At 43.0% G+C, this 26,487-nt stretch carries 23 protein-coding genes; 14 read left to right on the forward strand and 9 right to left on the reverse strand.

Features of this window, described 5'->3' with window-relative positions; all coding sequences use genetic code 11:
* Nucleotides 1-3: 3 nt before the first annotated feature.
* From nqrE to PY092_RS05495, 5 genes are read right to left on the reverse strand one after another with little or no spacing between them, the layout of a single operon-like run.
* Nucleotides 4-744, reverse strand: a complete 741-nt coding sequence (nqrE, locus tag PY092_RS05475; protein ID WP_275614839.1) for an NADH:ubiquinone reductase (Na(+)-transporting) subunit E — start codon at nucleotides 742-744, stop codon at nucleotides 4-6.
* A gap of 11 nt (nucleotides 745-755) precedes the next feature.
* Nucleotides 756-1,403, reverse strand: a complete 648-nt coding sequence (locus PY092_RS05480) for an NADH:ubiquinone reductase (Na(+)-transporting) subunit D (RefSeq protein ID WP_275614840.1) — start codon at nucleotides 1,401-1,403, stop codon at nucleotides 756-758.
* A 1-nt stretch (nucleotide 1,404) separates the two neighbouring features.
* The gene (locus PY092_RS05485; protein ID WP_275614841.1) at nucleotides 1,405-2,154 is read right to left on the reverse strand and encodes a Na(+)-translocating NADH-quinone reductase subunit C; all 750 of its coding nucleotides are present in this window, start codon (nucleotides 2,152-2,154) and stop codon (nucleotides 1,405-1,407) included.
* A gap of 2 nt (nucleotides 2,155-2,156) precedes the next feature.
* The gene (locus PY092_RS05490; protein WP_275614842.1) at nucleotides 2,157-3,407 is read right to left on the reverse strand and encodes an NADH:ubiquinone reductase (Na(+)-transporting) subunit B; all 1,251 of its coding nucleotides are present in this window, start codon (nucleotides 3,405-3,407) and stop codon (nucleotides 2,157-2,159) included.
* Nucleotide 3,408: 1 nt separating this feature from the next.
* Entirely contained in the window at nucleotides 3,409-4,758 is a 1,350-nt protein-coding gene (locus PY092_RS05495; RefSeq protein ID WP_275614843.1) for a Na(+)-translocating NADH-quinone reductase subunit A, read from the reverse strand.
* A gap of 152 nt (nucleotides 4,759-4,910) precedes the next feature.
* On the opposite strand from PY092_RS05495, the gene PY092_RS05500 reads away from it, so the two are divergent.
* From PY092_RS05500 to PY092_RS05520, 5 genes are all read left to right on the forward strand, one after another.
* Nucleotides 4,911-6,155, forward strand: a complete 1,245-nt coding sequence (locus PY092_RS05500; protein ID WP_275615004.1) for a type IX secretion system plug protein — start codon at nucleotides 4,911-4,913, stop codon at nucleotides 6,153-6,155.
* Between the two features lie 30 nt (nucleotides 6,156-6,185).
* Entirely contained in the window at nucleotides 6,186-7,439 is a 1,254-nt protein-coding gene (locus PY092_RS05505; protein WP_275614844.1) for a DUF3667 domain-containing protein, read from the forward strand.
* A gap of 5 nt (nucleotides 7,440-7,444) precedes the next feature.
* Nucleotides 7,445-7,831: a Co2+/Mg2+ efflux protein ApaG gene (apaG, locus tag PY092_RS05510; protein WP_275614845.1), complete on the forward strand. Its 387-nt coding sequence runs from the start codon at nucleotides 7,445-7,447 to the stop codon at nucleotides 7,829-7,831.
* Between the two features lie 72 nt (nucleotides 7,832-7,903).
* Nucleotides 7,904-9,532, forward strand: coding sequence for an L-glutamate gamma-semialdehyde dehydrogenase (pruA, locus tag PY092_RS05515; RefSeq protein WP_275614846.1), 1,629 nt, complete (start codon nucleotides 7,904-7,906; stop codon nucleotides 9,530-9,532).
* 73 nt (nucleotides 9,533-9,605) lie between these two features.
* The gene (locus tag PY092_RS05520) at nucleotides 9,606-10,370 is read left to right on the forward strand and encodes a creatininase family protein (protein WP_275614847.1); all 765 of its coding nucleotides are present in this window, start codon (nucleotides 9,606-9,608) and stop codon (nucleotides 10,368-10,370) included.
* Between the two features lie 258 nt (nucleotides 10,371-10,628).
* Here PY092_RS05520 and rsmG read toward each other — a convergent pair whose 3' ends face one another.
* Entirely contained in the window at nucleotides 10,629-11,264 is a 636-nt protein-coding gene (gene rsmG / locus PY092_RS05525) for a 16S rRNA (guanine(527)-N(7))-methyltransferase RsmG (protein ID WP_275614848.1), read from the reverse strand.
* Between the two features lie 114 nt (nucleotides 11,265-11,378).
* On the opposite strand from rsmG, the gene PY092_RS05530 reads away from it, so the two are divergent.
* Nucleotides 11,379-12,482: a fatty acid desaturase family protein gene (locus tag PY092_RS05530; protein ID WP_275614849.1), complete on the forward strand. Its 1,104-nt coding sequence runs from the start codon at nucleotides 11,379-11,381 to the stop codon at nucleotides 12,480-12,482.
* A 13-nt stretch (nucleotides 12,483-12,495) separates the two neighbouring features.
* Entirely contained in the window at nucleotides 12,496-13,680 is a 1,185-nt protein-coding gene (locus PY092_RS05535) for a pyridoxal phosphate-dependent aminotransferase (RefSeq protein WP_275614850.1), read from the forward strand.
* A 90-nt stretch (nucleotides 13,681-13,770) separates the two neighbouring features.
* Here PY092_RS05535 and PY092_RS05540 read toward each other — a convergent pair whose 3' ends face one another.
* Nucleotides 13,771-15,261, reverse strand: a complete 1,491-nt coding sequence (locus tag PY092_RS05540; protein ID WP_275614851.1) for a TrkH family potassium uptake protein — start codon at nucleotides 15,259-15,261, stop codon at nucleotides 13,771-13,773.
* Complete coding sequence (gene trkA, locus PY092_RS05545; RefSeq protein WP_275614852.1) at nucleotides 15,261-16,610, reverse strand: Trk system potassium transporter TrkA; 1,350 nt, start codon at nucleotides 16,608-16,610, stop codon at nucleotides 15,261-15,263. The genes PY092_RS05540 and trkA overlap by 1 nt, the downstream gene beginning before the upstream one ends.
* Before the next feature lie 194 nt (nucleotides 16,611-16,804).
* On the opposite strand from trkA, the gene ubiE reads away from it, so the two are divergent.
* Together ubiE and porT are read left to right on the forward strand one after the other, a co-directional pair.
* Nucleotides 16,805-17,533, forward strand: coding sequence for a bifunctional demethylmenaquinone methyltransferase/2-methoxy-6-polyprenyl-1,4-benzoquinol methylase UbiE (gene ubiE / locus PY092_RS05550; protein ID WP_275614853.1), 729 nt, complete (start codon nucleotides 16,805-16,807; stop codon nucleotides 17,531-17,533).
* Between the two features lie 4 nt (nucleotides 17,534-17,537).
* Nucleotides 17,538-18,236, forward strand: a complete 699-nt coding sequence (porT, locus tag PY092_RS05555) for a type IX secretion/gliding motility protein PorT/SprT (RefSeq protein WP_275614854.1) — start codon at nucleotides 17,538-17,540, stop codon at nucleotides 18,234-18,236.
* A 1-nt stretch (nucleotide 18,237) separates the two neighbouring features.
* On the opposite strand, the gene PY092_RS05560 is transcribed toward porT, so the two are convergent.
* Nucleotides 18,238-18,957 carry a TrmH family RNA methyltransferase gene (locus PY092_RS05560; RefSeq protein ID WP_275614855.1) on the reverse strand — a complete coding sequence of 240 codons (720 nt, stop codon included), beginning with the start codon at nucleotides 18,955-18,957 and terminating at the stop codon, nucleotides 18,238-18,240.
* A 72-nt stretch (nucleotides 18,958-19,029) separates the two neighbouring features.
* Here PY092_RS05560 and tamL point away from each other — a divergent pair, with 72 nt between their 5' ends.
* The 5 genes from tamL (at nucleotide 19,030) to PY092_RS05585 (ending at nucleotide 26,466) form a co-directional block, all read left to right on the forward strand.
* A complete protein-coding gene (gene tamL, locus PY092_RS05565; RefSeq protein ID WP_313790204.1) occupies nucleotides 19,030-21,570 on the forward strand; it encodes a translocation and assembly module lipoprotein TamL in 2,541 nt (846 codons plus the stop codon).
* Between the two features lie 52 nt (nucleotides 21,571-21,622).
* On the forward strand, nucleotides 21,623-22,690 hold the full coding sequence (gene fbaA, locus PY092_RS05570; RefSeq protein ID WP_275614856.1) for a class II fructose-bisphosphate aldolase: 1,068 nt from the start codon (nucleotides 21,623-21,625) through the stop codon (nucleotides 22,688-22,690).
* Nucleotides 22,691-22,718: 28 nt separating this feature from the next.
* Complete coding sequence (accD, locus tag PY092_RS05575; RefSeq protein WP_275614857.1) at nucleotides 22,719-23,579, forward strand: acetyl-CoA carboxylase, carboxyltransferase subunit beta; 861 nt, start codon at nucleotides 22,719-22,721, stop codon at nucleotides 23,577-23,579.
* 164 nt (nucleotides 23,580-23,743) lie between these two features.
* A complete protein-coding gene (gene rpsO, locus PY092_RS05580) occupies nucleotides 23,744-24,013 on the forward strand; it encodes a 30S ribosomal protein S15 (RefSeq protein ID WP_100817397.1) in 270 nt (89 codons plus the stop codon).
* A gap of 218 nt (nucleotides 24,014-24,231) precedes the next feature.
* Complete coding sequence (locus tag PY092_RS05585) at nucleotides 24,232-26,466, forward strand: polyribonucleotide nucleotidyltransferase (protein ID WP_275614858.1); 2,235 nt, start codon at nucleotides 24,232-24,234, stop codon at nucleotides 26,464-26,466.
* Nucleotides 26,467-26,487 lie beyond the last annotated feature (21 nt).

The following is a 26,487-nucleotide window of genomic DNA, read 5'->3' on the forward strand; positions in this document are numbered from 1 at the left end:
CTTCTATTTGTTTATGGCGTCGTTATAAGAGACTGCTTTTTCTTTATCGTCAATCTCTTTTTTGATTTCTTTTTCTTCCTGGGTTTCAACGGTTGTGTTCTGTTCATCCTCTGGCGGCTCATTATCACCTGTGAGCATACCTCCAAAACTTTGGAAACCGATTCCCATTAAACCTGTGATTATAAATGTGATTCCCAAACCACGCAATGGCGCTGGAACATTGGAATATCTGATTTTTTCACGAATGGCGGCAATGGCCAAAATAGCCAAGAACCATCCAATACCCGAACTGATTCCATAATTGAGCGCCAACCCAATGTTTGGTATCTCTCTTGTCTGCATAAACAGTGAACCACCCAAGATAGCACAGTTTACAGCGATCAAAGGCAAGAAAATACCCAATGAGTTATAAAGTGATGGAGAGAATTTTTCCACCACAATCTCCACTAACTGCACCATTGTAGCAATGGTTGCAATAAACAGAATAAAGGATAGGAAACTAAGGTCGTAATCCGCATATTCTGGACCTAACCAGACCAAGGCTCCATCTTGCAGTAAATATTTATCCAATAACCAGTTCAATGGCACGGTAACACCCAAAACGAATATTACAGCGGCCCCCAAACCTACGGCCGTGGAAACTTTTTTGGATACGGCCAAGTAGGAACACATTCCCAAAAAGACCGCAAACACCATATTGTCTACGAAGATTGATCTAAAAAATAGTTCTAAATGCTCTAACATGCTTCCTCAGTTTATGCTTCTTCAATTAATGCCCTATTCCTTGAGCGTTGTACCCAAATGATGATTCCCACAACGATCAATGCGGCCGGGGGAATAATCATAAAGCCATTGTTCTCATATCCGATGGAGTACAGACCTGTTTTGGTCACAGGGTCTCCCAATACCTTTATTCCAAAAAGTGTTCCTGAACCCAATAGCTCCCTAAAAAAACCAACGATTACAAGAATCACACCATATCCCAATGCATTACCGATACCGTCCAAGAAAGATCTCCATGGTCCGTTACCCAAAGCAAACGCTTCAAAACGTCCCATAATGATACAATTGGTAATGATCAATCCAACGAATACCGAGAGGGTCTTGCTCAGTTCATAAGCAAAGGCCTTCAGCACTTGGTCCACAATAATTACCAGGGAGGCAACTACGACCAACTGAACAATGATTCGAATTTTTGAAGGGATCATATTACGGATAAGCGATATGACCACATTACCCACACCCAATACGAACAATACAGATATTGCCATAACCACGGAAGCTTTAAGCTCCGCAGTAATCGCAAGTGCCGAACAGATACCCAATACCTGAATGGTAATCGGATTGTTGTCCGCCAACGGATCCTTTATCAGATTTGCATCTTTTTTTGATAGTAGCGCCATATTAATTGGTTCTAATAGTTTGTAAATAAGGTTTGTATAGCTTGAGGCTTTCTTTGATCATTGCAGTGACCCCATTACCTGTAATGGTAGCCCCTGCCAATGCATCCACAGCGTTGTCTTCTTTATCGTTGTTCAAGGGATCGTTGTTCCCTTTGGCTACATTTACACCTGTATAGGTATTGCCATCCATAATGGACTCCCCTTTGAAGTCATCCATAAAAAAGCGTTGCTTAATATTGGCGCCAAGCCCTGGAGTCTCTCCTCTGTGATCAAAGTAAACCCCTTTAATTTCCATATTATCATCCAAGGAAATATACCCCCAAATAGCATCCCAAAGTCCTTTACCATACATAGGGATGATATAGAATTTTTCTCCGTCTTTTTCACCAATCAACAAGGGAAGCTCTGCTTTTTCTCCACTTTTGATTTTAGCAAGCTCTTTTTGCACATCGATAAGGTATGCGTTCTCCTTTTCAACTGCTTCAGAACCGTCCAACACCAATTGTTGCGTTATATATTGTGAAAATGCGTCTTCCACCTCTGTCGTAGGAATGAAGGCAACATCTCCCTCACCTTCATTATTGTTAACTCCCATGGCATATAGGATGTTCTGTTGCTTTTCAAAGCGTTCGTTCTCATCAATTTTTGGCTTAAGGCCAGATGCAACGAAAGCCAATAGCGACCCTACAACAATAACCATTAAAACTGCGAATAGTACAGTGTAGCTATTTTTTTCTGTATTGATTGCCATAATTAAGCTGTTTCAGTTTTTAGTGAATCAACCTCATCCGAAGCCTTTGGATATATGGTTGCTGTCTTAAATCTTTTTAATCTCTTCTTGATGTTACCTTTCACAACGTAGTGATCAATGGTAGGTGCAAACACGTTCATCAACAGAATTGCCAAAAACACACCTTCTGGATACCCTGGGTTGAACACCCTGATCATTACCGAAAGGAATCCGATAAAGAATCCGTAGTACCATTTACCCTTATTGGTCTGTGACCCGGTTACAGGGTCAGTGGCCATAAATACAATACCGAAGGCCAATCCACCCACCAACAAGTGCTGCCAGTAAGGGAAACTCATCAATGTATAGAATTTACTGTACTCGGGCAACCATCCAGCATCCACGATACCATTGAAGATAAGTCCCATGGCCAATGCTCCGACTACGGCACTCAACATAATTCTCCAAGAAGCTATTTTTGAAAAAATCAAGAAAAGTCCGCCCAACACAATCAACAAAGTTGATGTTTCGCCAACAGAACCAGGAATAAACCCGTAGAACATATCGGACAAGGAGTATGCATAATCTGAACCTTGAGCCAAGGAACCAAGAACGGTTTCTCCTGAAATGGCATCCGCAGTTCCAGCTCTCTGAACACCTTCGTGAACCCAAACCTTGTCACCACTCATCCAAGTTGGATAGGCAAAGAACAAGAATGCTCGAATGGTCAGTGCAGGGTTCAAAATATTCATTCCCGTACCCCCGAAGACCTCTTTTCCGATAACAACACCAAAGGCAACGGCAATGGCCAACATCCAAAGTGGTGTGTCAACGGGAATAATCAATGGAACCAACATTCCGGTTACCAAATAACCTTCTTCCACTTCGTGGCCTTTGATTACGGCGAACAAGAATTCAATCGCCAAACCAACCCCGTAGGACACGATTACCAATGGCAAAACGGTCGTGATTCCCACCAAAAAGTTTTCCCAAGTCAAGAAATGATCGAAAAGGGAAAAATTCTCTGGAAAACCATTGATTGCGGAGTAGTGCTGGTAACCTGCATTGAACATCCCGAACAACAGACAAGGCACCAAGGCCATGATGACTGTGTTCATGGTACGTTTCAAATCATCTGCAGCTCGAACGTGTGCCCCCGAATGGGTGGTCTCGTTCGGCATATAAAGAAAAGTATGCAGCGCATTGAAGGCAGGAGCCATTTTTTTGCCCTGATACTTAAGTTTTAACTGATGTAATTTTTCTTTCATGCCCATATTATCCAAGTTCTTTTTGCAACAAATCCAATCCTTCCCTGATTATTTGTTGGTGTGGTTGTTTTGATATGCATATGAATTCCGTCAAAGAGAAATCCTCGGGAGCCACTTCGTAAAGGCCCAATTGCTCCATTTCATCCAAATCTTTCACCATACAGGCTTTCAACAACTGAAGCGGGTATATGTCCAGAGGAAAAACCTCCTCATACCTACCTGTTACCACGAAAGCCCTGTGCTCCCCATTGGTATTGGTGTCCAAATCGTACTTCTTTTTGGGCTGCAACCAAGAAAAGGTCAAAGCCCTTGTGGATGATATTTTATTGAAAACCGGCTTGTTCCACCCGAAAAGTTCGTAATCGTCGCCTTCCGGAATGGCCGTGACCGTATTATTGTAGAAACCAAGATATCCTTCGGTATGCGTTTTTACTCCTGTAAGCACATCTCCGTTGATCAATCGGAACCTATCCTCTTTTACGCCACTTGCATACAAAAAGGTTGAGATTTCCGCTCCGATTTTCGTCCTGTAGTACTTTGGCTCTTTCACCACAGATCCAGCCAAGGCCACAACTCGCTCGGCATTGAACTTACCTGTCAAAAGCAATTCACCCACCATTACCATATCCTGAGCGGACAGTGTCCAAACCACTTCTCCCTTGTTCACGGGATCGATTTTATTGATTTGCGTGCCCACCAAACCTGCTGGATGGGGACCAGAAACCTTATGCAACTCCACACCTTTAATATCATTGAAGGGTGATCTGCTCGATCCTACGGAAACATGGATTTTACCGGGAGTAAGCTTACTAAGCGCCATAACCGCTGCTTGAATCTCCTGTTCTTTGTCCCTTAAGGCAAAATCAGGGTCTGCCGCCAATGGAGCCGTAGCAAGCGCTGAGACAAAAATTGCTTTCGGTGTCATCTCTGGATCAGCGATCACATCATAAGGTCTTTGCTTGATGAAAGGCCACCCCCCACACTGCAACAGGTAGGTTTTGATGGTATCAGCATCTGCCGTATCCAAATCCGGCACCTTGTTTATCACGTAATTTTGTTCTTTATCGGCAAGGACCTTCAGTGTTAAGATTCTTCTCCTTGCCCCCCTTACGATTTCCACAAGTTCACCGCTTACTGGAGAAACAAAGTGCATTTCTTCGTTGTTCTTGTTATAAAAGAGGGGCTCGCCCGCTTTTATCTCTTCCCCCTGTTTTATCAACATTTTTGGAGTGATTCCGTGGAAATCATCTAGGTTCAGGGCGTATACGTTACTTGTAACGGCTTTGGAAATAGTCTGCTCTGCCGCCCCGACGAGGTTGATGTCCAACCCCTTTTTAATCCGGATGTCTTTAGACATATTATTGTAGACCTTTTGTTATCAAAATCGGACGCAAAAATAGCACTAAAAGGATTGTTTTCATAATAATTAACCATAAAATATGGGATTATACCGAGCTTAATTTACTGGGCATACTTTTTGTTTACCTTTACGTCAAATTCACGCCCTTGATACGTTATACCTACATTTTGCTACTAATGGGTTTGTTGGCCCCTTCGGCTTTTGGTCAAATCATGGAAGAGGTCAACCCTCCAGAAAACATCAAATCAATTGTTTTCAAAGGTCCTACAGATGACCAATTTCCCGTGATACGGCTCGGGGAATCCATGACTTTGGAGTTTGATGACCTTATGGCCAACGAACAGGATTATTATTATAAAATAGTGCATTGCGATTACGATTGGACTCCCTCCCAATTACTGAAATCCCAATATTTGGATGGAGCGGACAATCAGCGTATCATAGACTACGAAAACAGCTACACTACCCTACAACCCTATTCCAACTACCGTCTTACCATCCCTAACCAGAATGTTAAATTAAGGGTAAGCGGCAATTATGTACTGGAAATCCACAATAGTTATGGCGACCTTCAATTCTCCAGAAGGTTTGTAGTATATCGGGATGCCGTAGCCGTTTCTGGCGTGGTAAAACGATCTAGGGATTTTAATTACATCAACACAAAACAAGTAGTCCAATTCAATATAAACACGGCCGGCTTTAATGTGGTCAATCCAAAACGGGAGGTAAAAGTCGCCATTATACAAAATCATCAATGGCCCACGGCCCTTTACAACATCAAGCCCCAATTTACCATTGGGACCGAACTCGTCTACAAATACAACGAGGAAACCAGTTTTCTTGGTGGTAACGAATACTTCTACTTCGATACCAAGGACCTTCGCTCACCGACATTTGCCATATCAAACATTGAAATAAGGGATGTATACCACCATTATCTGTTTACCAACGAATATAGATTTGACCAAGAGTACACTTATTTTCCGGACATCAACGGGGATTTTGTGGTCAGAACACTACAAGGAGAAGACGTTTCGAGGGAAGCAGAGTACTCCAAAGTACATTTTAGCTTGCCCTACACCAACCAGATAGGACTGAACAATGTTTATGTGATCGGAAAGTTCAACAACTACGCCTTGACGGATGAGAACAGAATGATCTTTAATGAGGAAAACGGTAAGTTCGAAGCCACACTTATGATGAAGCAAGGATTCTACAATTATAAGTATGTTGTACAAAAAGATGATGGGACCCTAGAACCCAATTTGGTAAGCGGGAATTTTCATTTTACAGAGAACAACTATCTCATCTTGGTCTATTATCGGGATTTCGGGGATATGTACGACAGTATCATAGGCATAGGCTCCGCCAATTCCAGAAATATCAGTAATTAATTTATCTTTAAACCCTAATCCTTAAAAGGTATGGGCAAAAAAGATGGTTTGATCACCAAGGGTCGCTACGAATTAAAGTTCAGAGGTGTAAAATGCCTCAACTGTGGACACCCTTTGGACATCAGCGACAAGTATTGCCCCAATTGCTCGCAGGCCAACAGTACCAAGAAACTTACCTTAAAGGTTTTTTTTGATGAATTCTTCTCCAGTCTCATCAATTACGACTCCAAGCTGTTAAAAACACTTTCCGCCCTGTTATTGAGACCCGGGAGAATAACCAAGGATTACATAAACGGCAAAAGGGTTACCTACACCAACCCGTTTCGGTTTTTATTGAGCTTGGCCTTCCTGTACTTTTTGATGTTTACCTACAACAGTAAGTTCGATGCTTGGGATGAATCAGCCAAAAACTTTGACGGCACCATTTATAATGGTTCCCCGTTAAAATTCAATCTGGACTCCGGAGGTCTTGTCGTGGATAGCATCGCCCTTGAAAAGCAATCTGAAGATGTAAAAAAGACATTGGATTCCATAAAAAAAGTAAATCCAAGTATTTTGACTGAAATGCAAAAGTTCGACTCCGTAAAAGGTACAGACCAAGAATTGTCCAACCAATTGGATTATTTGGATTCTTTGGGAATATTCATGAAAGGAATAAGCCAAGCAGAAAAAAGAAAAGATTCTTTCATGAATGCCGACCCAACAGGTTACTTTAAAAGTCTGGACAAAGAATCGGGCATGGGGAAATTCTTCAGCAAAGCAGAGTTTTTTGGGCACGTAATCAAAAAAGATACCCTTTTCAATTTTGACCAAGCCATGACCAAATATAAAATCAACAAAACCTGGTCCAACAAAATGGCCTTTAATTCCGCGAACAGCACCTTGAAAGTAATCAAGGAACCCGGGAGTTGGGTCAATAGCACCATATCCAAGCTCCCGTTCGTCATATTTTTCTTTATGCCAGTGTTCACATTGTTCATTTGGTTGGTGTACATCAGAAAAAATTACACCTACACCGATCATCTTATTTTTAGCTTTCACAATCAGTCACTCTTATTTATCTTGCTCATCCTTAGCCTCACGTTGGATATGATATTCAATATTAACAGCTCAGGAATCTTTCTACTGATTTTTGGCATATACCTGTACAAGGCAATGCGCAAATTTTATGGACAGGGAAGGTTTAAAACCATTTTGAAATACATCTTTCTGAACACGATATTTATGATTTTGGCCTTTATTACCATCGTAGTTACGTTTACAGGAAGCGGTTTAACCTATTGATAGTTATGTTTACACAGGTAACCAAAGGAATAAAAGTATCGGTACGCACCTCATTTGAAGGCACATTTTTTAAAAACTACAAAGTGCATTATGCATTTGGCTACACCATAACCATTGAGAACCTTAGCAAGGATACCGTACAGCTTACTGCTAGGCACTGGGATGTATTTGACGCCCTCAAGGATATGGAAACCATTGACGGGGAAGGTGTCATAGGAAGGAAACCAGTGATAAAACCGGGAAAATCCCACACTTATAGTTCGGGCTGCCTTTTGGCGTCGCCTGTCGGGGCCATGCGAGGTCACTATTATATGGTAAACTTTACCAATGCCGAAGAATTCGAGGTGGAAATACCCACTTTTAAGTTTGCCGCGCCCTTTGCCATAAACTAATCCACATCATTTTAAATTCGATATAGGTTTCCCTATCTTTGATAGAATTTTTAATCATTAAAAAACATTTCTATGGGAAAAGGATTTTTTCAAGTTCCAACCGCATACAATGAACCCGTTCTGAGCTATGCCCCGGGTTCTCCTGAACGTGAAGAAGTACTAAAACAATATAAAGCGTATTACAATGACAATGTGGACATCCCACTTTACATTGGAAGCGAAGAGATAAGAACGGGCAACACCAGGACCATGTCCCCTCCGCACGACCACAAACATATTTTGGGACACTACCATTTAGCGGAAAAGGAACATGTGGAAAAGGCCATCGCCAACTGTCTTGAGGCCAGGGAGGCATGGGCCAACCTGACTTGGGAACAGCGTGCCGCTGTATTCCTGAAGGCAGCGGACCTTATTGCCGGGCCTTACCGCCAAAAGATGAACGCCTCCACCATGCTTGCCCAATCCAAGAATATTTATCAGGCCGAAATCGATTCTGCATGTGAGATCGTGGATTTCCTTCGTTTCAATGTGGAGTACATGTCCCAGATTTACAGCGAGCAACCTGAATCTTCCGAGGGAGTGTGGAACCGTGTGGAATACCGTCCATTGGAAGGCTTTGTCTACGCCATTACCCCCTTCAACTTTACGGCCATTGCAGGGAACCTTCCCACCAGTGCCGCTATGATGGGGAACGTTGTGGTCTGGAAACCGAGCGACAGTCAGGTGTATTCCGCGAAAGTGATCGTGGATGTGCTCAAGGAGGCCGGATTGCCAGATGGTGTGATCAACGTGGTCTACGGTGACCCAGTCATGATATCCGATACCCTATTGGACAGTCCTGATTTCTCGGGAATACACTTTACTGGCTCCACCACGGTGTTCAAGAATCTTTGGAAACAGATTGGAAACAACATCCATAAGTACAAAACTTATCCACGAATCGTGGGCGAAACTGGAGGTAAGGATTTTATCATAGCCCACCCTACTGCGAAACCTCAACAAGTAGCTACGGCGATCAGCCGAGGCGCCTTTGAGTTCCAAGGTCAAAAATGTAGTGCGGCATCACGGGTATATCTACCCAAGTCCACTGCCAATGAGATTCTGGAACTGGTCAAAAAAGACATTGCCTCTTTCAACAAGCCAGGTACCCCAGAAGACATGAGCAATTTTATTACCGCAGTGATTCACGAAGGGTCTTTTGATAAACTGGCCAAGTACATCGATCAGGCAAAGGCCGACGATGAGGCCGAAATCATCGCTGGGGGCAATTATGATAAATCCGAAGGGTATTTTGTGGAGCCCACCGTGATTTTGACCACCGACCCACAGTACGAGACCATGTATACCGAGCTTTTCGGTCCAGTGGTCACCGTTTATGTGTACGAGGACAAGGACTGGAGCGATACTTTGAAATTACTGGATAGCACATCGGAATACGGGCTCACAGGTGCTGTTTTATCCGGAGATCGTTACTCCATTGATGAGGCGACCAAAGCCTTACAGAATGCTGCTGGCAACTTTTACATCAATGACAAGCCAACGGGTGCCGTTGTGGGACAGCAACCTTTTGGTGGTGCAAGAGCTTCGGGAACCAACGATAAGGCAGGGTCCATGCAGAACCTCTTGCGTTGGGTCTCCCCGAGATTGATCAAGGAGACTTTTGTGACCCCAGAAAATTACAGATATCCATTTTTGGGATAAAATCAAAACAACTAAATTAAAGGCCATCATTTTTTAAATGATGGCTTTTTTGTTTAACCTAACCCACAAACCCATGCCCAGACCCTATATTTTGGCCGAAACCAACTGGAAACACCTCAAGGATGAATCTTTCGATTTGGCCGTTTTGCCCTGGGGAGCCACCGAAGCCCACAACTATCACCTCCCCTACGCCACCGATGTTATAGAAGGTACTTCAATAGCTGAAGAATCTGCCAGAATAGCCTGGGAACAAGGAAGCAAAGTAGTGGTACTACCAACCATTCCCTTTGGAGTAAACACCGGGCAATCGGATATATATCTGGACATGAACCTAAACCCGAGCACACAATTCGCCATATTGAAAGACCTGATTACCGTATTGGACCGTCAAGGCGTAAAAAAGTTTGTGATCTTGAACAGCCATGGAGGAAATAACTGGAAGGCCATTGTAAGGGAACTGGGGCTACTTTTCCCCGATATGTTCCTTTGCGTCACGAATTGGTTCAAACTCGGCAGTGAATCAGGTGTTTTTGACCTTCTGGGTGACCATGCCGATGAAATGGAGACCAGTCTTATCCTACATTTAACTCCAGAATTGGTATTGCCACGAGAAGATTGGGGCGATGGCAAAGAGTTCAAAAACAAAATAAAAGCCTTTTCCGAAGGTTGGGCCTGGACGGAACGACCTTGGTCAAAAATAACCAAGGACACTGGAGTTGGGGACCCGAGCAAAGCTTCCAAGGAAAAAGGCGAAGTGTTCTTCAATCTGGTTTGTGCCAAAATGGGACAGCTATTAGTGGATATCGCCGAGGCTGACATGAAAAATATATATAAATAGCAAATAAATCACTGAAAACCAATAGATTAACAACCTAAAAAAGAATCAAAACATAATTTATATGTAAATTTAACGTTAACTAATTGTAAACTAAATGTAACATAATTATATTTGTTACATTAAATCAGTTAGTTATGACAGTCCGAATCAATGCATGGAGGAAATTGATGATTAAAAAATATCAGCAATTATGGCAATATGCCAAGGACTACGCTAGAAAGTGTAGATTGGTGTATAAGCGCATGTATAGCATATAGTTTAGCCCTTGTACTTCTGGGGCAAATAGACAACTTTTTTGGTCTCAAAGAATTCCTCTTCAAAATACTCGTTCAAATCAAAGACCTGAACGGTTTCGTATCCCTTCAGTTCTTCCGTAAGGTCTCCACCTTTAAGGTAAAGTATGCCGTTTTTGCGCTGATGCGCAGACTCCTTTTTGATTTTCCCCTTGGTCCAATGTACGAATGTGGGCATAGCCGCAACCGCACGGCTCACAATAAAATCAAACTGTCCGGGGATTTCCTCCACACGGGAATGATAGGTTTTGACATTCGTTAACCCCAAGCCTTCGACCACCTCATTGACCACTTTTATTTTTTTACCTATGGCATCAACAAGGGTAAATTTCACGTTTGGAAACAAGATAGCCAACGGAATACCAGGAAATCCACCACCGGTTCCAACATCCAAAATTTCAGAACCTTCGTTGAACACCTGTATTCGGGCAATCCCCAGAGAGTGAAGCACATGGCGCAGATACAACTCATCAATATCCTTTCTGGAAACCACATTGATTTTTTGGTTCCAATCTTGGTACAACGTTTCCAACTTTATAAACTGGGCTTTCTGTTCGTCGTTGAGCGTCGTAAAATATTTAAAGATAAGTTCCGCTTTCATGTTCCAAACATTATTTTTGACAAAGCTAATACTTTTGACGACCTTAACACCGTTCTAACAAAACCTTGTTAACTCTAAAGAAGCATTTTAGTTACCTTTGTAAAAACTTTTTTTATGGATAAGAATACCATCCGGTTTTCCAGAAGAGATTCCGCACAATTTTTCAGAACGTTGAACAAAAGAGTAAACGAATACTTCAAAGAAAACAACCTTAAGAAAACCGGGAACTGGAAACTTCACTTGAAAACCATGGTGATGTTTGCCATTTTTTTGACCCCTTATTTTTTAATGTTGACCTTGAACCTGCCTTTCTGGGGCTATTTACTACTTTCCATTACCATGGGAGTTGGGATGGCCGGAGTTGGGATGAACGTAATGCACGATGGGAACCATGGTGCATACTCAAATAAAAAATGGGTGAACAAGCTCATGGGAAGCAGTATTTACATCTTGGCAGGAAATGTTTACAACTGGCAAGTACAACACAATGTGCTGCACCATACCTATACCAATATCCACGAGCACGATGAAGATATGGAAGCAGGAAGAATCCTAAGATTCTCCAAACATGCAGAGTGGAGAAAACACCATAAGTTCCAACACTACTACTCTATTTTCCTATACGGTCTATTGACTTTCAACTGGGCCATCACAACGGACTTCCAACAGATGTACCGTTACATGAAAAGGAAATTGAGCTACGGAAAACTTCCAAACCCTGTGATCAACTGGAGCACTTTGGTGATTACCAAAATCATCTATTTGACCATTTGGATCGTGCTACCATTGATTTTTGTTGATATCGCTTGGTGGCAAGTATTGCTTGGATTCTTCATTATGCACTATGTTGCCGGGGTAATCCTAAGTGTGGTATTCCAATTGGCGCATATCGTGGACCATGCAGAGACACCGTTGCCCGACGAAGAAGGAAACATGAAAAACACCTGGGCCATCCACCAGCTGTTCACCACTGTGAATTTTGGCACTAAGAACAGGATCGTCAACTGGTTTACCGGCGGATTGAACCATCAGGTAGAGCACCATATCTTCCCGAACATCAGTCACATTCATTACACAAATATTTCAAAAATTGTGAAACAGACTGCGCAGGAGTTCAATTTACCTTATCACGAATATAAAACTACCAGAAAAGCCATAATTTCGCACTTCAAACACTTAAAAGAGCTAGGTAAAAACCCAGCGCTTCAGTATCAGTAAAAACGAAATATCAATGAGCAACCATCTATCTGACAGGATCAAGAACATGTCCACGTCAGCAACTTTGGCCATGGCCGCCAAAGCACGGGAATTACGAAACGAAGGAAAGGATATTATCGGTTTGAGCTTGGGGGAGCCCGATTTCAACATTCCTGATTTCATCAAAGAGGCCGCAAAACAGGCCATTGACGAAAATTATAGCAGCTATACACCTGTTGATGGTTACGCAGAGCTCAAAACCGCTATCTCCAACAAGTTCAAAAGAGACAATAATCTTAATTACGGCCCGAACCAGATCGTGGTCTCCACGGGGGCGAAACAATCGCTCTTCAATGTGGCCATGGTAGTGCTCAACCCAGGTGATGAAGTAATCCTTCCTGCACCTTATTGGGTAAGCTATAGCGATATCGTAAAATTGGCAGAAGGAGTTCCCGTTGAAGTTCTTACGCAAATCGATACCGATTTTAAGATGACGCCAGAGCAATTGGAAGCGGCCATTACGCCTAAAACCAAAATGCTTTGGTTCAGTTCTCCTTGTAACCCCAGTGGTTCCGTATATAGCAAGGAGGAATTGGAAGGTTTGGCCGAGGTACTTAAAAAACACCCGGACATTTATGTGGTATCGGATGAAATCTACGAGCACATCAATTTTGCAGGCGGTCATGTAAGCATCGCCGGCATCGATGGCATGTACGATAGAACCGTTACCGTGAATGGGGTGTCCAAAGCTTTTGCCATGACCGGATGGCGTATCGGCTACATTGGCGCCCCCGAATGGATTGCCAAAGGATGCACCAAATTACAAGGTCAGGTTACCAGTGGCACCAATGCCATTGCACAACGTGCCGTTATTACCGCATTGGAGGCTCCCGTGAGCAAAATCCAGTTCATGATCGATAAGTTTCACGAAAGAAGGGACCTTGTCCTTGGTCTTTTGGGAGAAATAGAAGGATTTAACCTCAACGTGCCCGAAGGTGCATTTTATGTTTTCCCCGATATTTCGGCATTCTTTGGAAAAACCTTGAACGGTGTTACCATTAACAATGCTTCTGATTTTTCATTGTATTTATTGGAACATGCCAATGTGGCCACGGTTACGGGCGAAGCATTCGGAAACCCGAATTGCATTCGTATATCCTACGCGGCATCAGAAAAAGAATTGAAAGAAGCCATTTCGAGAATAAAGGCCGTTCTTTAATCCATAAAAATTACAAGTCATGCTGGATTTGTTTCAGCATCTCCTGATAATAAATGCAAAACCTCTTGGAGTTTACTTTGAGAGGTTTTTTTACGTCTTTTTCCAGAAATATGGGGTAAGTACGATCAGTACAGTGAAAAGTTCAAGACGCCCCAAAAGCATCAAGAAACTACACCACCACTTTCCTGCATCGGGAAGGCTGTTATAATTGCTCACAGGGTTCAAACTACCCAAAGCCGGTCCCACATTACCCAACGAAGAGGCAGAACCACCAACGGCCGACACAAAGTCCAAGCCCAAGAATCCGAGAACCAAAGACCCAATGATAAAAAGCAACATGTACAGCACGAAAAAAGCCACCACGTTGTACACGATATGTTCCGTTACCGTTTTTTGATTGTAACGGACGGGAATCACCGCATTGGGATGCAAGGTTCGTTTAAATTCCAAAATACCGTTTTTGATAATCAGCAGGTGACGCATTACCTTGATCCCACCGGCTGTTGAACCAGCAGACCCTCCTAAAAACATCAAACCAAAAAAGAACACGGTCAAAAAGGGGGTCCATGAGGTAAAATCAGCCGAAACAAAGCCTGTTGTGGTAATCACGGCGATGACCTGAAACAAGGTGTGCCTAAAGGCACTTTCCGCTTTTCCCAAAACCATGGGATGAAAATCCGACACAGGAACATCGGCCCTAAAATAAACGCCCAGTGCAGCAATAATGGCAAAAACCACTATAAATCCGAAGTAATACTTGAACTCCTCGTCCTTAAAAACACGTTTTACCCGTCCTGTCAAGGCAAAATAACTGAGTACGAAATTGCTTCCCGCCAAAAACATGAACAGGATGATGATATATTGAATCAATGGCTGATCGTTCCAAAAAGCCAAACTTGCATTTTTGGTGGAGAATCCTCCGGTTGACATGGTTGCCAAAGCATGGTTGATGGCATCAAAAAACGACATGCCCGCAAACTTCAACAATAAGGTTTCCAAAACCGTATATCCAAAATAGATAAGCCATAACCTTTTGGCGGTATCCGTAATCCTTGGGTGGAGCTTATCCCCTCCCGGGCCAGGTGCCTCGGCTGCGAACAACTGCATTCCCCCTATACCTAAAAGTGGTAGAATGGCAATGGCCAACACGATAATCCCCATTCCACCGATCCAATGGGTAAGGCTTCGCCAGAGCAGAATTCCTTCGGGCAGTGCTTCTATATCATCTAAAATGGAAGCTCCCGTGGTGGTATAGCCCGACATCGTTTCAAAAAAAGCATCAGTAATGGAAGGTATCGAACCAGAAAAAAGATAGGGCAACATTCCTGATATGGACATCACGATCCAACCAAAGGTCACAACAATGTATCCTTCTTTCCTTTTGACTTCTTTTTTATGTCCCCGTGTGTAGAACATGGCCATCATCCCAAAAAGCATGGTCACAATGGCAGCTAACATGATATCCATAGTGGCACCATCCTTATAAATGCCACTGGCAAGTGCCGCCAATAGCATAAAAGAGCCGTTGCAAAGCAACAAGAGTCCCATGATATGGATGATGATTCGTGTATTGAGTTTCATTAGAGGAACAGCTTTTCTATCCTTGGTATGGCCTTGGGCAAGCAACAGACCACGACCTTATCCCCTTCGGCAATCCTAAAATCCCCCAAGGCAATGATACCCTCCCCGTTTCTGATCACGCCACCGATACTTGCTTCCCTTGGAAAATTGAGTTCTTTGATGATTTCACCATTGACAAGTGAGGATGCTTTTACCTCAAACTCCAAAATCTCAGCGTTCAAATTGTTCAAACGGGTCAGGGCAAGTACCTCTCCTTTTCGGATATACCTAAAGATACTGTTGGCAGCAAGTAGTTTTTTATTGATGAGTGTATCCACCCCAATGGAATGGGACAACTGGAAATAGTCCATGTTTTCCACCAAAGCAATGGTTTTCTTGATTTTTTTGTTTTTGGCCACCAAACAAGACATAATGTTGGTCTCTGAATTTCCCGTTACAGCGATAAAAGCATCCATGGCCTCCAAGTTTTCCTCTTCCAACAGCTCCACATTCCGTCCATCCCCATTAATCACAAGCGCATGGGGCAGTTCATCCGCGATATCGAATGCTTTTTCCTTGTTCTTTTCGATCAATTTCACATTGAACTTTTTGTTGCAAAGGTCCCGTGCTGTTTTATAGCCGACCTTACTTCCTCCCAGGATCATCACATTCTTGATGTCCTGCTTTTGCATTCCTGAAAGCTTGTACAATTCCTCAACTCCCTTATCGGAAGTAATGAAGTACACTTGATCGCCCTCTTTAAAAATGGTATCCCCCCTTGGGATTAAAGTAAACTGGGTTCCAGTTCGCTGAAGGGCAATGGGCATAAAATTGAGTTCGGGAAAAATTCTCGCGGCCTCTTTGACCATCTTCCCTACAAAAGGAGCGGTCTTAGGCAGAATTACCCCGAACATGGTCAATAATCCTTCTTCAAATTGATAGGTGTCGTTAAAAGCCGACTGATTGAGCATCAACTGGATTTCCATGGCTGCGAGTCGCTCTGGGGAAATCAATTCATCAATCCCCAACTGATCAAATTTGATAAGTTCACGATTGTCCATGAACTCCGTGTTGGAGATTCTGGCCATGGTACGTTTACAACCCAATTGCTTGGCAAGAACACAAAGGGTCAAATTGGTGGTTTCCGAAGCAGTGACCCCTATAACAAGATCGGAGCTATCCACCTGTGCATCCTGCAATACCTGAATGGATGTGGCATCACCTCGAAGCACCCGAATATCCAAATGGTTATCCGCATAGGACAATCTTTCCTTGTCGGTATCAATCAAAGTGATTTCCTGTGCTTCGTAGGACAACAATTTCGCCAAGTGGAACCCCACTTCACCAGCACCTGCAATAATGATTCTCATTGATTAGAATAGGATGTGTTCTTAAATAAACTCCATTTGTACGCTACAAATGACACTAAGAATGGTACGCTATACTTAAACTCCATACTTTTAACCAAATACGGAAAATAAATCCCTTTGGAGGGCAAAATTACACAAATATTTTTGTCTGCATCCCTTTAGCTAAGTTGTATATTTGCCAGCAAATTGAAGCGATGTCAAAAAAGGTAACGCCCTACAAAGAGTCTGAGCTCGGCAAGAAGGAGCAGGTAAAACAGATGTTCGATAACATTTCCGGCAATTACGATGGTCTCAATCGGGTTATTTCCTTGGGAACGGATGTAAAATGGCGCAAAAAAATAGTGGCCTTTTTAAAGGAGAAATCCCCTGAATCCATTTTGGATATAGCTACCGGGACAGGCGACCTTGCCATTGCGATGATAAAGACTGGTGCCGAAAAGATAGTCGGCCTGGACCTTTCCCCTGGCATGTTGGAAGTTGGCAAAACCAAGGTTTCCAACAAAAGCCTCCAAGACACCATTGAAATGGTGTTGGGCGATAGTGAAAACCTCCCTTTCGATGACAATTCATTTGATGCCATTACTGTGGCGTTCGGGGTACGGAATTTTGAAAATCTGGAAAAAGGACTCGAGGAAATCTACAGAGTACTGAAACCTGGAGGGCATTTTGTGGTTCTTGAGACTTCGGTTCCGACCAAAACACCCTTTAAGCAAGGGTACAAGCTCTACACAAAATATATTTTACCAGCCATTGGCAAAGTTTTTTCCAAGGATAAATCCGCCTACAATTATTTGAGTGAATCCGCCTCAGTTTTCCCTCACGGGGAGGCTTTCAACAATATTTTGAAGAAAATTGGGTTTATAGGTGTAGAGAACAAACCACAGACCATGGGTGTAGCATCCATTTACGTCGCTTCAAAATAGATTGATGAAAAATCTCCTTATCCTTTTTGGACTTCTAGCATTGTCAAACACCGCTGCCCTAGCCCAATTTGGTGGGGACCCCATTTTAAACCTTCAGAACGAGGATAAGAAATTTTTGAACTGGGGGTATTATCTCGGTTTTAACCAATATGACTTTCAGTTTGAGTACAAGGATGATATAGGTCAAGATATTTTGGTCGACAAAAGCTTGGGTTTCAATGTGGGTCTGATCGGCGAACTCCGAATCAACGAGTTTTTGGACGCCCGTTTTGAACCAGGTCTACTCTACACCTCCAGGACTTTGGGTTTTCCTGGGTTTACCACTCAGGTCGATGCCTTGCGGGAAGTTCGTTCCACCTATATCCGTTTTCCATTTCTGATCAAGGCCAGCACCCGCAGAATAGGAAATTGGAAGCCTTTTATTATCGGTGGAGTTTATACATCCATCAATTTGGGAAGCAACGAAGATAGCTTGGACGACAATAGCAGTGGCCAATTTAGGATGAAGCAGAATGTTTATGGCTACGAACTTGGCTTTGGAATCGATTTTTATACCGAATATTTCAAGTTCACCCCATCCATACGAGGGGTATTTGCCCTTACGGACGAATTGGTTCCCGATGTGGACCCAAACAGTCCTTGGACAGGAAACATCGCTGCCATGCGTACCCGGGGCATTTTCATCAATTTCACTTTTGAATAAACTATCCCCTGCGTATCTCGTTCAGTAAGATTGCGGTTGCTGTGGCCACATTGAGACTTTCCGTAGTAGCTGATCCGTATTGTGGAATGGAAATCCTTTCAGAGATAAATTTTTCGACCCGATCGGAAATCCCATTGGCCTCGTTGCCCATTACCAAAATTCCTTTTCCACCCAAATCAGCTTTATAAACCGGTTCGCCATCCATATAGGCCCCATAGATAGGAAGCTTCGTATTGCCCAAAAACTCCTCCAAATCCAAATATGGGATATGTACTCTTGCAATGGAACCCATGGTGGCCTGAAGCACTTTGGGGTTATAACAGTCCACAGTATCTGCCGAGCATACAAGTTGTTTTACCCCAAACCAATCACAAAGACGAATGATGGTTCCCAAATTACCTGGATCCCTAACGGCATCCAAAACCACTACCCAATCATCGACTATGTCTTCCTTGGGTTCGACCATATGAAAAACCCCCAACACACCGTTCGGTTGTTTTAAACTGCTCATTTGCTTCAAGTCCTTTTTGGATATGACTTCCGCTTCTTTGATACTCTCCGAAAGCCCAACATCATCAACAAAGACCTTAAAGGGCTTCATTCCCGCCCCCAACAATTCATTTACCACCTTTTTTCCTTCGACCACAAAGAGCCCATGTTGAGATCGGTACTTTTTTTGCTTTAGGCTAACAACTAGTTTAATTTGGTTTTTTGTAACCATCTAAATCGTGTATTTTTGGCTTCTATGAATGGTTCTTTTGGTGTAACATGCAACTGGGCAAAAATAGGATTATTGTTGCTTTTGCTAAGCATTTTGGGTTGCAATACCTTAAAAAAGGTTGGGGAGGATGAATTATTGCTCACCAAAAACACCATTTTGATCAATGACGAAAAGGTTACCGATAGCGAAGTAAAAGGCCTAATATCCCAAAAACCCAACAGCAGTGTTCTGGGTTATCCTCTAAAACTGAACCTTTATAATCTTGCCAAAGAAAATCCCGATTCATCTTTCCAAGATTGGCTGCACAAAAAAGAAAAAAGGGAAAAACGATTGAACAACTTACTGTCGCAGAAGCAGGTCAATAGGCTAAGTGAATCATTCCTTATAAAAGGATACAGCGAATTTCTGAAAAGAATCGGGGAACCTCCTGTAATCATCGATACTTCGGAAACCAATAAATCCCTTAGCAAACTGAAATCCTATTATAACACCAAGGGATACTTCAACAATACCGGAGCATATGAAATTGTGAACGGCAAAAGAAAGAAAAGGGCACAAATCGAGTACAATATTACCTTAAACTCGCCCTACATCGTGGATACCATCCAAAAGAACATCACATCCCCGGAGTTGGACTCCATTTACGACCAAGCCAACAGGCAAAGCTTTGTAAAGCAAGGCGAACAATTTGACTTGGAGAAATTTACCATGGAGCGGGAGCGCCTTACAACCCTGTTCAGGAACTCGGGGGTTTATAATTTTCAGGAAAGCTCCATCAACTATACCATTCTCAGGGATACGACCATCGCATCGGACGATCAATTGATGGATGTACAACTGAACATCAAAAAATTCCGAAGCACGAATGATAGTACGGATACCAACATGCCCTACAAAGTGGCCCGACATAAGCAAATCAACATTTATGCAGATTATGACATTAATGGAGCCACGGACACTTTGAAAAGCGTGCAGCACGAAAATTACAATATTTACTACAGCGGCAAACTCAGGTATAGGCCCAAGGCACTTACCGATGCCATTTTCTTTGAGAAAGACAGCATATACCGTGATTTGGATAGGATTCGAACCTATAGGCAAATCACCAACCTCAATACCTTTAAATACCCCAACATTGATTTTGTGCCCGATTCCACACAAACAAAACTGGAGACAAACATTTATTTGGCCGCAAAACCCAAATATTCGCTGAACTTGAATTTCGATGTTACCCACTCCAATATCCAACAAGTAGGCACAGCCTTTAGTGCCTCTGTCATTACACGGAATGTTTTTGGAGGAGCCGAAACATTGAATGTTTCGGCCAGGGGGTCCATTGGTCTCTTGAGCGATGCGTCACTATCGGATGAAACATTCACTTCCGAGCTCGGTGGGGACATCAACATCACATTCCCTCGGATTTGGTTACCATTCAGCACGGAACGCATCATACCTTATTATATGCTTCCCCAAAGCCGATTGTCCGTAGGTACCAACTTCCAGCGGAACATTGGATTGGATAAACAGTCGCTGAACTCCATTTTATCCTATAATTGGTCTCCCACAACAAGGCTCAAGAACAATATTGAACTGTTGAACGTCGAATTTGTACGCAATGTAAACACCAACAATTTCTACAATGTGTACCGAAACACTTTTTCCAACTTGGATGAAATTGCGGATGATTTTCAGGATGATCCCGAATATTCCTCCTATTTTGAGCCTATTCAAGAGGAAGGGGAAGACCCTAGATTGAGCATCCCCACAGGAGCAAATAATTTCGTTCGAAATGTTTTGAATGATTCAATTCCCGTGAGTCCGGAAGATAAGGAATTGGTGAACAGCATTGAAGAAAGACGTATAAGGTTAACGGAGAACAACCTCATTTTCGCCACCAATTTTACCCATACCAAAAACAGCAAGTCAGGGATAAACGACCTTGATTTTTATCAATACCGTATAAAACTGGAAAGTGCCGGGGGCATGCTCTCCCTACTGACCAATGTGATACCTTTCAACAAAAACCCCAACGGACAAAATCTGGTCTTCAGCGTTCCATATTCGCAATATGTAAAAACAGAGTTCGACTATATCCGTCATTGGAGCATAGGCGGCGGACAGGTAATTGCATTTCGAAGCTTCTCCGGATTGGCCATTCCCTATGGAAACTCCGACAACGTTCCTTTTGTTCGCAGTTATTTTGCAGGAGGGTCCAACGATAATCGTGCCTGGAACGCCTACGAACTAGGGCCGGGAAGTACGGACAACATCAATGATTTTAACGAAGCCAACCTAAAGCTTGCTATGAATCTCGAATACCGATTCCCAATAGCTGGGGATGTAAAAGGTGCTCTATTTGCCGATGCCGGCAACATCTGGAACGTATTCGATAATGAGACAAATCCGGAGGCCGTATTCAGTGGTTTTTCCTCACTGGGCGACATAGCATTGGGCACTGGACTTGGGCTTCGGTACGATTTTACATATTTTGTTTTCAGGTTGGATGTAGGCTTCAAGACCTATAATCCTGCCAAAGTCGGGTCCAATCGCTGGTTCGATGGCTACAGCTTCAAACAGGCAGTCTTCAACATAGGTATCAATTATCCCTTCTAGAGCAAATATTTTATTACTTTTGTCTCCTATTTAATTTGAAACCAATATAACTATGTCCCACAATATCAAGCCCGGGGTTGCTACCGGTGATGAAGTACAAACAATCTTCAACCACGCAAAAGAAAACGGATATGCACTTCCGGCCGTGAACGTAATTGGCTCGGACAGTATCAACGCCGTAATGGAAACCGCTGCCACATTGAATTCTCCCGTAATCATTCAATTCTCCAATGGAGGAGCACAGTTCAACGCAGGTAAAGGACTTTCCAATGAAAATCAAAAAGCTGCCATCTTGGGAGCAGTTGCCGGCGCAAAACATGTCCATCAATTGGCCGAAGCTTACGGAGCAACCGTAATCCTTCACACAGACCACTGTGCCAAAAAATTATTGCCTTGGATCGACGGGCTATTGGACGCTAGTGAAAAGCATTATAAAGAAACTGGCAAATCATTGTTCAGTTCGCACATGATCGACCTTTCCGAAGAGCCGATCGAGGAAAACATTGAAATCTGCAAAGGGTACTTGGAGCGCATGAGCAAAATGGACATGACTTTGGAGATTGAATTGGGAATCACCGGAGGTGAAGAAGATGGTGTTGACAACACCGATGTTGACGATTCCAAATTGTACACCCAGCCCGAAGAAGTGGCCTTCGCTTACGAAGAACTTTCAAAAGTTAGTCCAAAATTTACCATCGCAGCTGCATTTGGTAACGTTCACGGGGTATACAAACCAGGTAACGTAAAATTGACTCCAAAAATCCTTAAGAACTCCCAAGAGTTCATTACCGAGAAATATGGTGTGGAGCACAATCATATCGATTTTGTATTTCACGGAGGTTCCGGTTCCACTTTGGAAGAGATTAGGGAAGCCATTGGTTACGGTGTCATCAAAATGAACATCGACACCGATTTGCAGTATGCATTCTTGGAAGGTGTACGGGATTATATCCAAGGTAAAGCGGATTATTTGCAGACACAAATTGGCAATCCTGATGGGGATGACCAACCCAACAAAAAATTCTACGATCCACGTGTTTGGCTTCGCGAAGGCGAAAAAACTTTCATCGCCCGTTTGAAAAAAGCCTTCGAAGACCTGAACAACGTAAACACTTTGTAAGCCTTTAGTCTAACTAAATATTGATTGCATGTCGTCTTGGTTTAAAAGAAAGGAAAAAGGAATACAGACAGCTACCGAGGAGAAAAAAGACACCCCCAAGGGGCTATGGTACAAATCCCCGACCGGTAAGATTGTCGAAGCCGAGGATTTGGCCAAAAACTTCTATGTAAGTCCAGAAGATGATTATCACGTACGCATAGGCAGTAAAGAATATTTTGAAATCCTTTTTGATGACAACAAGTTCCGCGAACTTGACACAAAAATGACATCCAAGGACCCTTTGAAGTTCGAGGATACCAAAAAATATTCCGACCGTCTAAAAGCAGCCCAGAAAAAAACAGGGCTAAAAGATGCCGTGAGAACCGCAGTTGGCAAATCACAAGGAAAGGACATTGTTGTGGCCTGTATGGATTTTGCCTTCATTGGAGGCTCGATGGGAAGCGTGGTAGGCGAAAAAATATCGCGTGCCATTGATGTGGCCAAAAGAAAGAAGGTCCCATTTGTCATGATCTCCAAGTCAGGAGGTGCACGTATGATGGAAGCCGCCCTATCCTTGATGCAGTTGGCCAAAACATCCGCTAAATTAGCGCAGTTGGCCGAAGCAAAAATACCATACATTTCATTATGTACGGACCCAACCACAGGAGGCACCACCGCTTCGTACGCTATGTTGGGGGACATCAACATTGCCGAACCCGGTGCGCTGATTGGTTTTGCCGGACCAAGGGTTGTAAAGGATACGACAGGGAAAGACCTTCCCGATGGTTTCCAAACATCTGAGTTTTTAAAAGAACACGGCTTTTTGGACTTCATAACCCATCGCAGGGACTTGAAGAAAAAAATCAATCTATATATAGATTTGATTACCAATCAACCTGTAAGAAATTAAAAAAAGCCCCGAATTCGGGGCTTTTTTGTTGAGTAAGAAAATTACACATCGCACCAGCATCCAAAGTTTATTTCCAATAAGTCTTTTGGTTTCAAATAAAAAACTATCTTTGCACGCTGATTGAAGGACAATCAATACATAAAAATCATTTAAATAATATTGGAATGTATTTAACAAAAGAAGTTAAAGCCGAGATTTTCAAGAAACACGGCGGCTCTGAGAGCAACACCGGTTCTACGGAAGGACAAATTGCCTTGTTCACGCACCGTATCAACCACTTGACAGGACACCTTAAAAAGAACCACAAAGATTACAACACTGAGCGTTCTTTGGTGGCATTGGTAGGTAAAAGACGTAGTCTTTTGGATTACCTAAAGAAAAAAGATATTGCAAAATACCGTACCTTAATCAAGGAACTAGGTATCAGAAAATAAAAACATAAGGGGAGGCATTGGCTTCCCCTTTGTTTTGGTTGAACGTGTTTCAACAAAAAGTCCCGGCATAAACTGGGCAAACACAAAAAGCTACAAAATAGTTTTTCATTGGTCAAGTGCCCCAGGGCACACACAACAACAACACAACCCGACCGCCCGGATGGCGGTAGACCAAATGTTTAACGACCCGACCAATAGGGTTGGGTAAGATTAATTTTATGATTCCAAAGACATTCAAAGAGGTCATAGACCTTGGTGACGGTAGAGAGATTTCTATCGAAACCGGAAAACTGGCAAAACAGGCCCATGGCTCTGTTGTTGTCCAATCTGGCAAGTGTATGCTATTGTGTACAGTTGTCTCAAATTACAAAGCTGCAGATGTGGACTTTTTGCCACTTACTGTGGATTATCGCGAAAAATTTGCTGCTGCTGGACGTTATCCAGGTGGTTTCTTTAAGAGAGAGGCAAGACCAAGCGATGGCGAAGTATTGACCATGCGTTTGGTGGACAGGGTGTTGAGACCTTTGTTCCCTAAAGATTATCATTCCGAAACACAGGTAATGATTCAGTTGATGTCGCATGACGAAGATGTTATGCCTGATGCTATGGCCGGATTGGCTGCTTCGGCTGCCATTCAACTTTCGGATTTTCCATTCGAATGTGCTATTTCCGAAGTTCGTGTAGGTAGGGTAAACGGTGAGTTCATCATCAACCCAACAAGGGAACAATTGAAAGAGTCCGACATTGATATGATGATCGGTGCCTCAGCAGATTCTGTAATGATGGTAGAAGGTGAAATGGACGAGATTTCCGAAGAGGAAATGGTAGAAGCCATCAAATTTGCCCACGAAGCCATTAAAGTACAATGTGCTGCACAGGAAAAATTGGCCGAAGCTTTCGGTAAAAAAGAAGTTCGTGAGTACGAACCTGAAGCTGAGGATGAAGATCTTCAGAAAAAAGTACACGACATGGCCTACGATAAGGTATATGAAGTGGCCAAAGCAGGTTCATCCAAAAAAGAACGCAGCGAGGCATTTGCTGCTATCAAAGAAGAAATCAAGGAGTCCTTCTCCGAAGAGGAATTGGAAGAAATAGGCGACTTGGTTTCCAAATACTACCACAAAGCTGAAAAAGAAGCAGTTAGAAACCTTACTTTGGAAGAAGGGCTTCGTTTAGACGGTCGTAAAACAACAGATGTTAGACCTATCTGGTGTGAAACTGATTATTTACCATCTGTACACGGTTCAGCCATATTTACTCGTGGTGAAACGCAAGCTTTGGCAACCGTAACTTTAGGTACCTCTAGAGAAGCAAACCAAATAGACATGCCATCTTACGAAGGTGAGGAAACATTCTATTTGCACTACAACTTCCCTCCTTTCTCAACTGGTGAAGCACGACCAATCCGTGGTACTTCCCGTAGAGAGGTAGGACACGGTAACTTGGCACAACGTGCCCTTAAAGGGATGATTCCTGAGGATTGTCCATATACCGTGCGTGTCGTATCCGAAGTATTGGAGTCCAATGGTTCTTCTTCCATGGCTACCGTATGTTCTGGTACCATGGCATTGATGGATGCCGGTGTTCAATTGAAAAAACCTGTGTCTGGTATCGCAATGGGATTGATCACCGATACGGAAACCGGAAAATATGCCGTTCTTTCCGACATCTTGGGTGATGAAGACCACTTGGGAGATATGGACTTTAAAGTTACCGGTACAGCAGATGGTATCACAGCTTGCCAAATGGATATTAAGGTAAAAGGTCTTTCGTATGAGATCTTGGTAAAAGCTTTAATGCAGGCCAAAGACGGTAGAATGCACATTTTGGGCAAACTTACCGACACGATTGCCGAGCCAAGAGAAGAAGTTAAATCTTATGCTCCAAAAATTGTGACCAGAATTATTCCTGGCGAATATATTGGCGCACTTATTGGAAAAGGTGGTGAAGTGATTCAAGAGCTCCAGAAAACAACCAACACTACGATTGTTATCAACGAGGATCCTGAAACCGAAGAAGGTATCGTGGAAATTCTTGGTACAGATCAGGATGGTATCGATGCCGTATTGGCCAAAATCGATGCTTTGATGTTCAAGCCTGAGGTTGGAAGTGTTTACGAAGTGAAAGTAATCAAGATGCTTGACTTTGGAGCCGTAGTGGAATACACCGAGGCACCCGGTAATGAAGTATTGCTTCATGTATCCGAATTGGCATGGGAACGCACCGAAAATGTTTCCGATGTAGTGAATATGGGAGATGTTTTTGATGTAAAGTACTTTGGTCTTGACCCAAGAACCAAAAAGGAAAAAGTATCAAGAAAAGCCTTGTTGCCAAAACCTGAAGGTTACAAAGAACGTCCTCCTAGAAATGATAGAGGCGGTGACCGTGGTGATCGCAGAGGTGGTGGCGACCGTAGAGGGGGCAACCGAGACAGAAAGCCAAGAAGGGATTAGTTTCAACACAGTCCCACACTA

Origin of the sequence: Flagellimonas yonaguniensis (assembly GCF_029193885.1) — a bacterium.
Classification (GTDB): domain Bacteria; phylum Bacteroidota; class Bacteroidia; order Flavobacteriales; family Flavobacteriaceae; genus Flagellimonas; species Flagellimonas yonaguniensis.

Coding starts and splice junctions, on each gene's coding strand:
- nqrE (WP_275614839.1), bottom strand. CDS start 744: ATGTTAGAGCATTTAGAACTATTTTTTAGATCAATCTTCGTAGACAAT.
- PY092_RS05480 (WP_275614840.1), bottom strand. CDS start 1,403: ATGGCGCTACTATCAAAAAAAGATGCAAATCTGATAAAGGATCCGTTG.
- PY092_RS05485 (WP_275614841.1), bottom strand. CDS start 2,154: ATGGCAATCAATACAGAAAAAAATAGCTACACTGTACTATTCGCAGTT.
- PY092_RS05490 (WP_275614842.1), bottom strand. CDS start 3,407: ATGGGCATGAAAGAAAAATTACATCAGTTAAAACTTAAGTATCAGGGC.
- PY092_RS05495 (WP_275614843.1), bottom strand. CDS start 4,758: ATGTCTAAAGACATCCGGATTAAAAAGGGGTTGGACATCAACCTCGTC.
- PY092_RS05505 (WP_275614844.1), top strand. CDS start 6,186: ATGGGCAAAAAAGATGGTTTGATCACCAAGGGTCGCTACGAATTAAAG.
- apaG (WP_275614845.1), top strand. CDS start 7,445: ATGTTTACACAGGTAACCAAAGGAATAAAAGTATCGGTACGCACCTCA.
- pruA (WP_275614846.1), top strand. CDS start 7,904: ATGGGAAAAGGATTTTTTCAAGTTCCAACCGCATACAATGAACCCGTT.
- PY092_RS05520 (WP_275614847.1), top strand. CDS start 9,606: ATGCCCAGACCCTATATTTTGGCCGAAACCAACTGGAAACACCTCAAG.
- rsmG (WP_275614848.1), bottom strand. CDS start 11,264: ATGAAAGCGGAACTTATCTTTAAATATTTTACGACGCTCAACGACGAA.
- PY092_RS05530 (WP_275614849.1), top strand. CDS start 11,379: ATGGATAAGAATACCATCCGGTTTTCCAGAAGAGATTCCGCACAATTT.
- PY092_RS05535 (WP_275614850.1), top strand. CDS start 12,496: ATGAGCAACCATCTATCTGACAGGATCAAGAACATGTCCACGTCAGCA.
- PY092_RS05540 (WP_275614851.1), bottom strand. CDS start 15,261: ATGAAACTCAATACACGAATCATCATCCATATCATGGGACTCTTGTTG.
- trkA (WP_275614852.1), bottom strand. CDS start 16,610: ATGAGAATCATTATTGCAGGTGCTGGTGAAGTGGGGTTCCACTTGGCG.
- ubiE (WP_275614853.1), top strand. CDS start 16,805: ATGTCAAAAAAGGTAACGCCCTACAAAGAGTCTGAGCTCGGCAAGAAG.
- porT (WP_275614854.1), top strand. CDS start 17,538: ATGAAAAATCTCCTTATCCTTTTTGGACTTCTAGCATTGTCAAACACC.
- PY092_RS05560 (WP_275614855.1), bottom strand. CDS start 18,957: ATGGTTACAAAAAACCAAATTAAACTAGTTGTTAGCCTAAAGCAAAAA.
- fbaA (WP_275614856.1), top strand. CDS start 21,623: ATGTCCCACAATATCAAGCCCGGGGTTGCTACCGGTGATGAAGTACAA.
- accD (WP_275614857.1), top strand. CDS start 22,719: ATGTCGTCTTGGTTTAAAAGAAAGGAAAAAGGAATACAGACAGCTACC.
- rpsO (WP_100817397.1), top strand. CDS start 23,744: ATGTATTTAACAAAAGAAGTTAAAGCCGAGATTTTCAAGAAACACGGC.
- PY092_RS05585 (WP_275614858.1), top strand. CDS start 24,232: ATGATTCCAAAGACATTCAAAGAGGTCATAGACCTTGGTGACGGTAGA.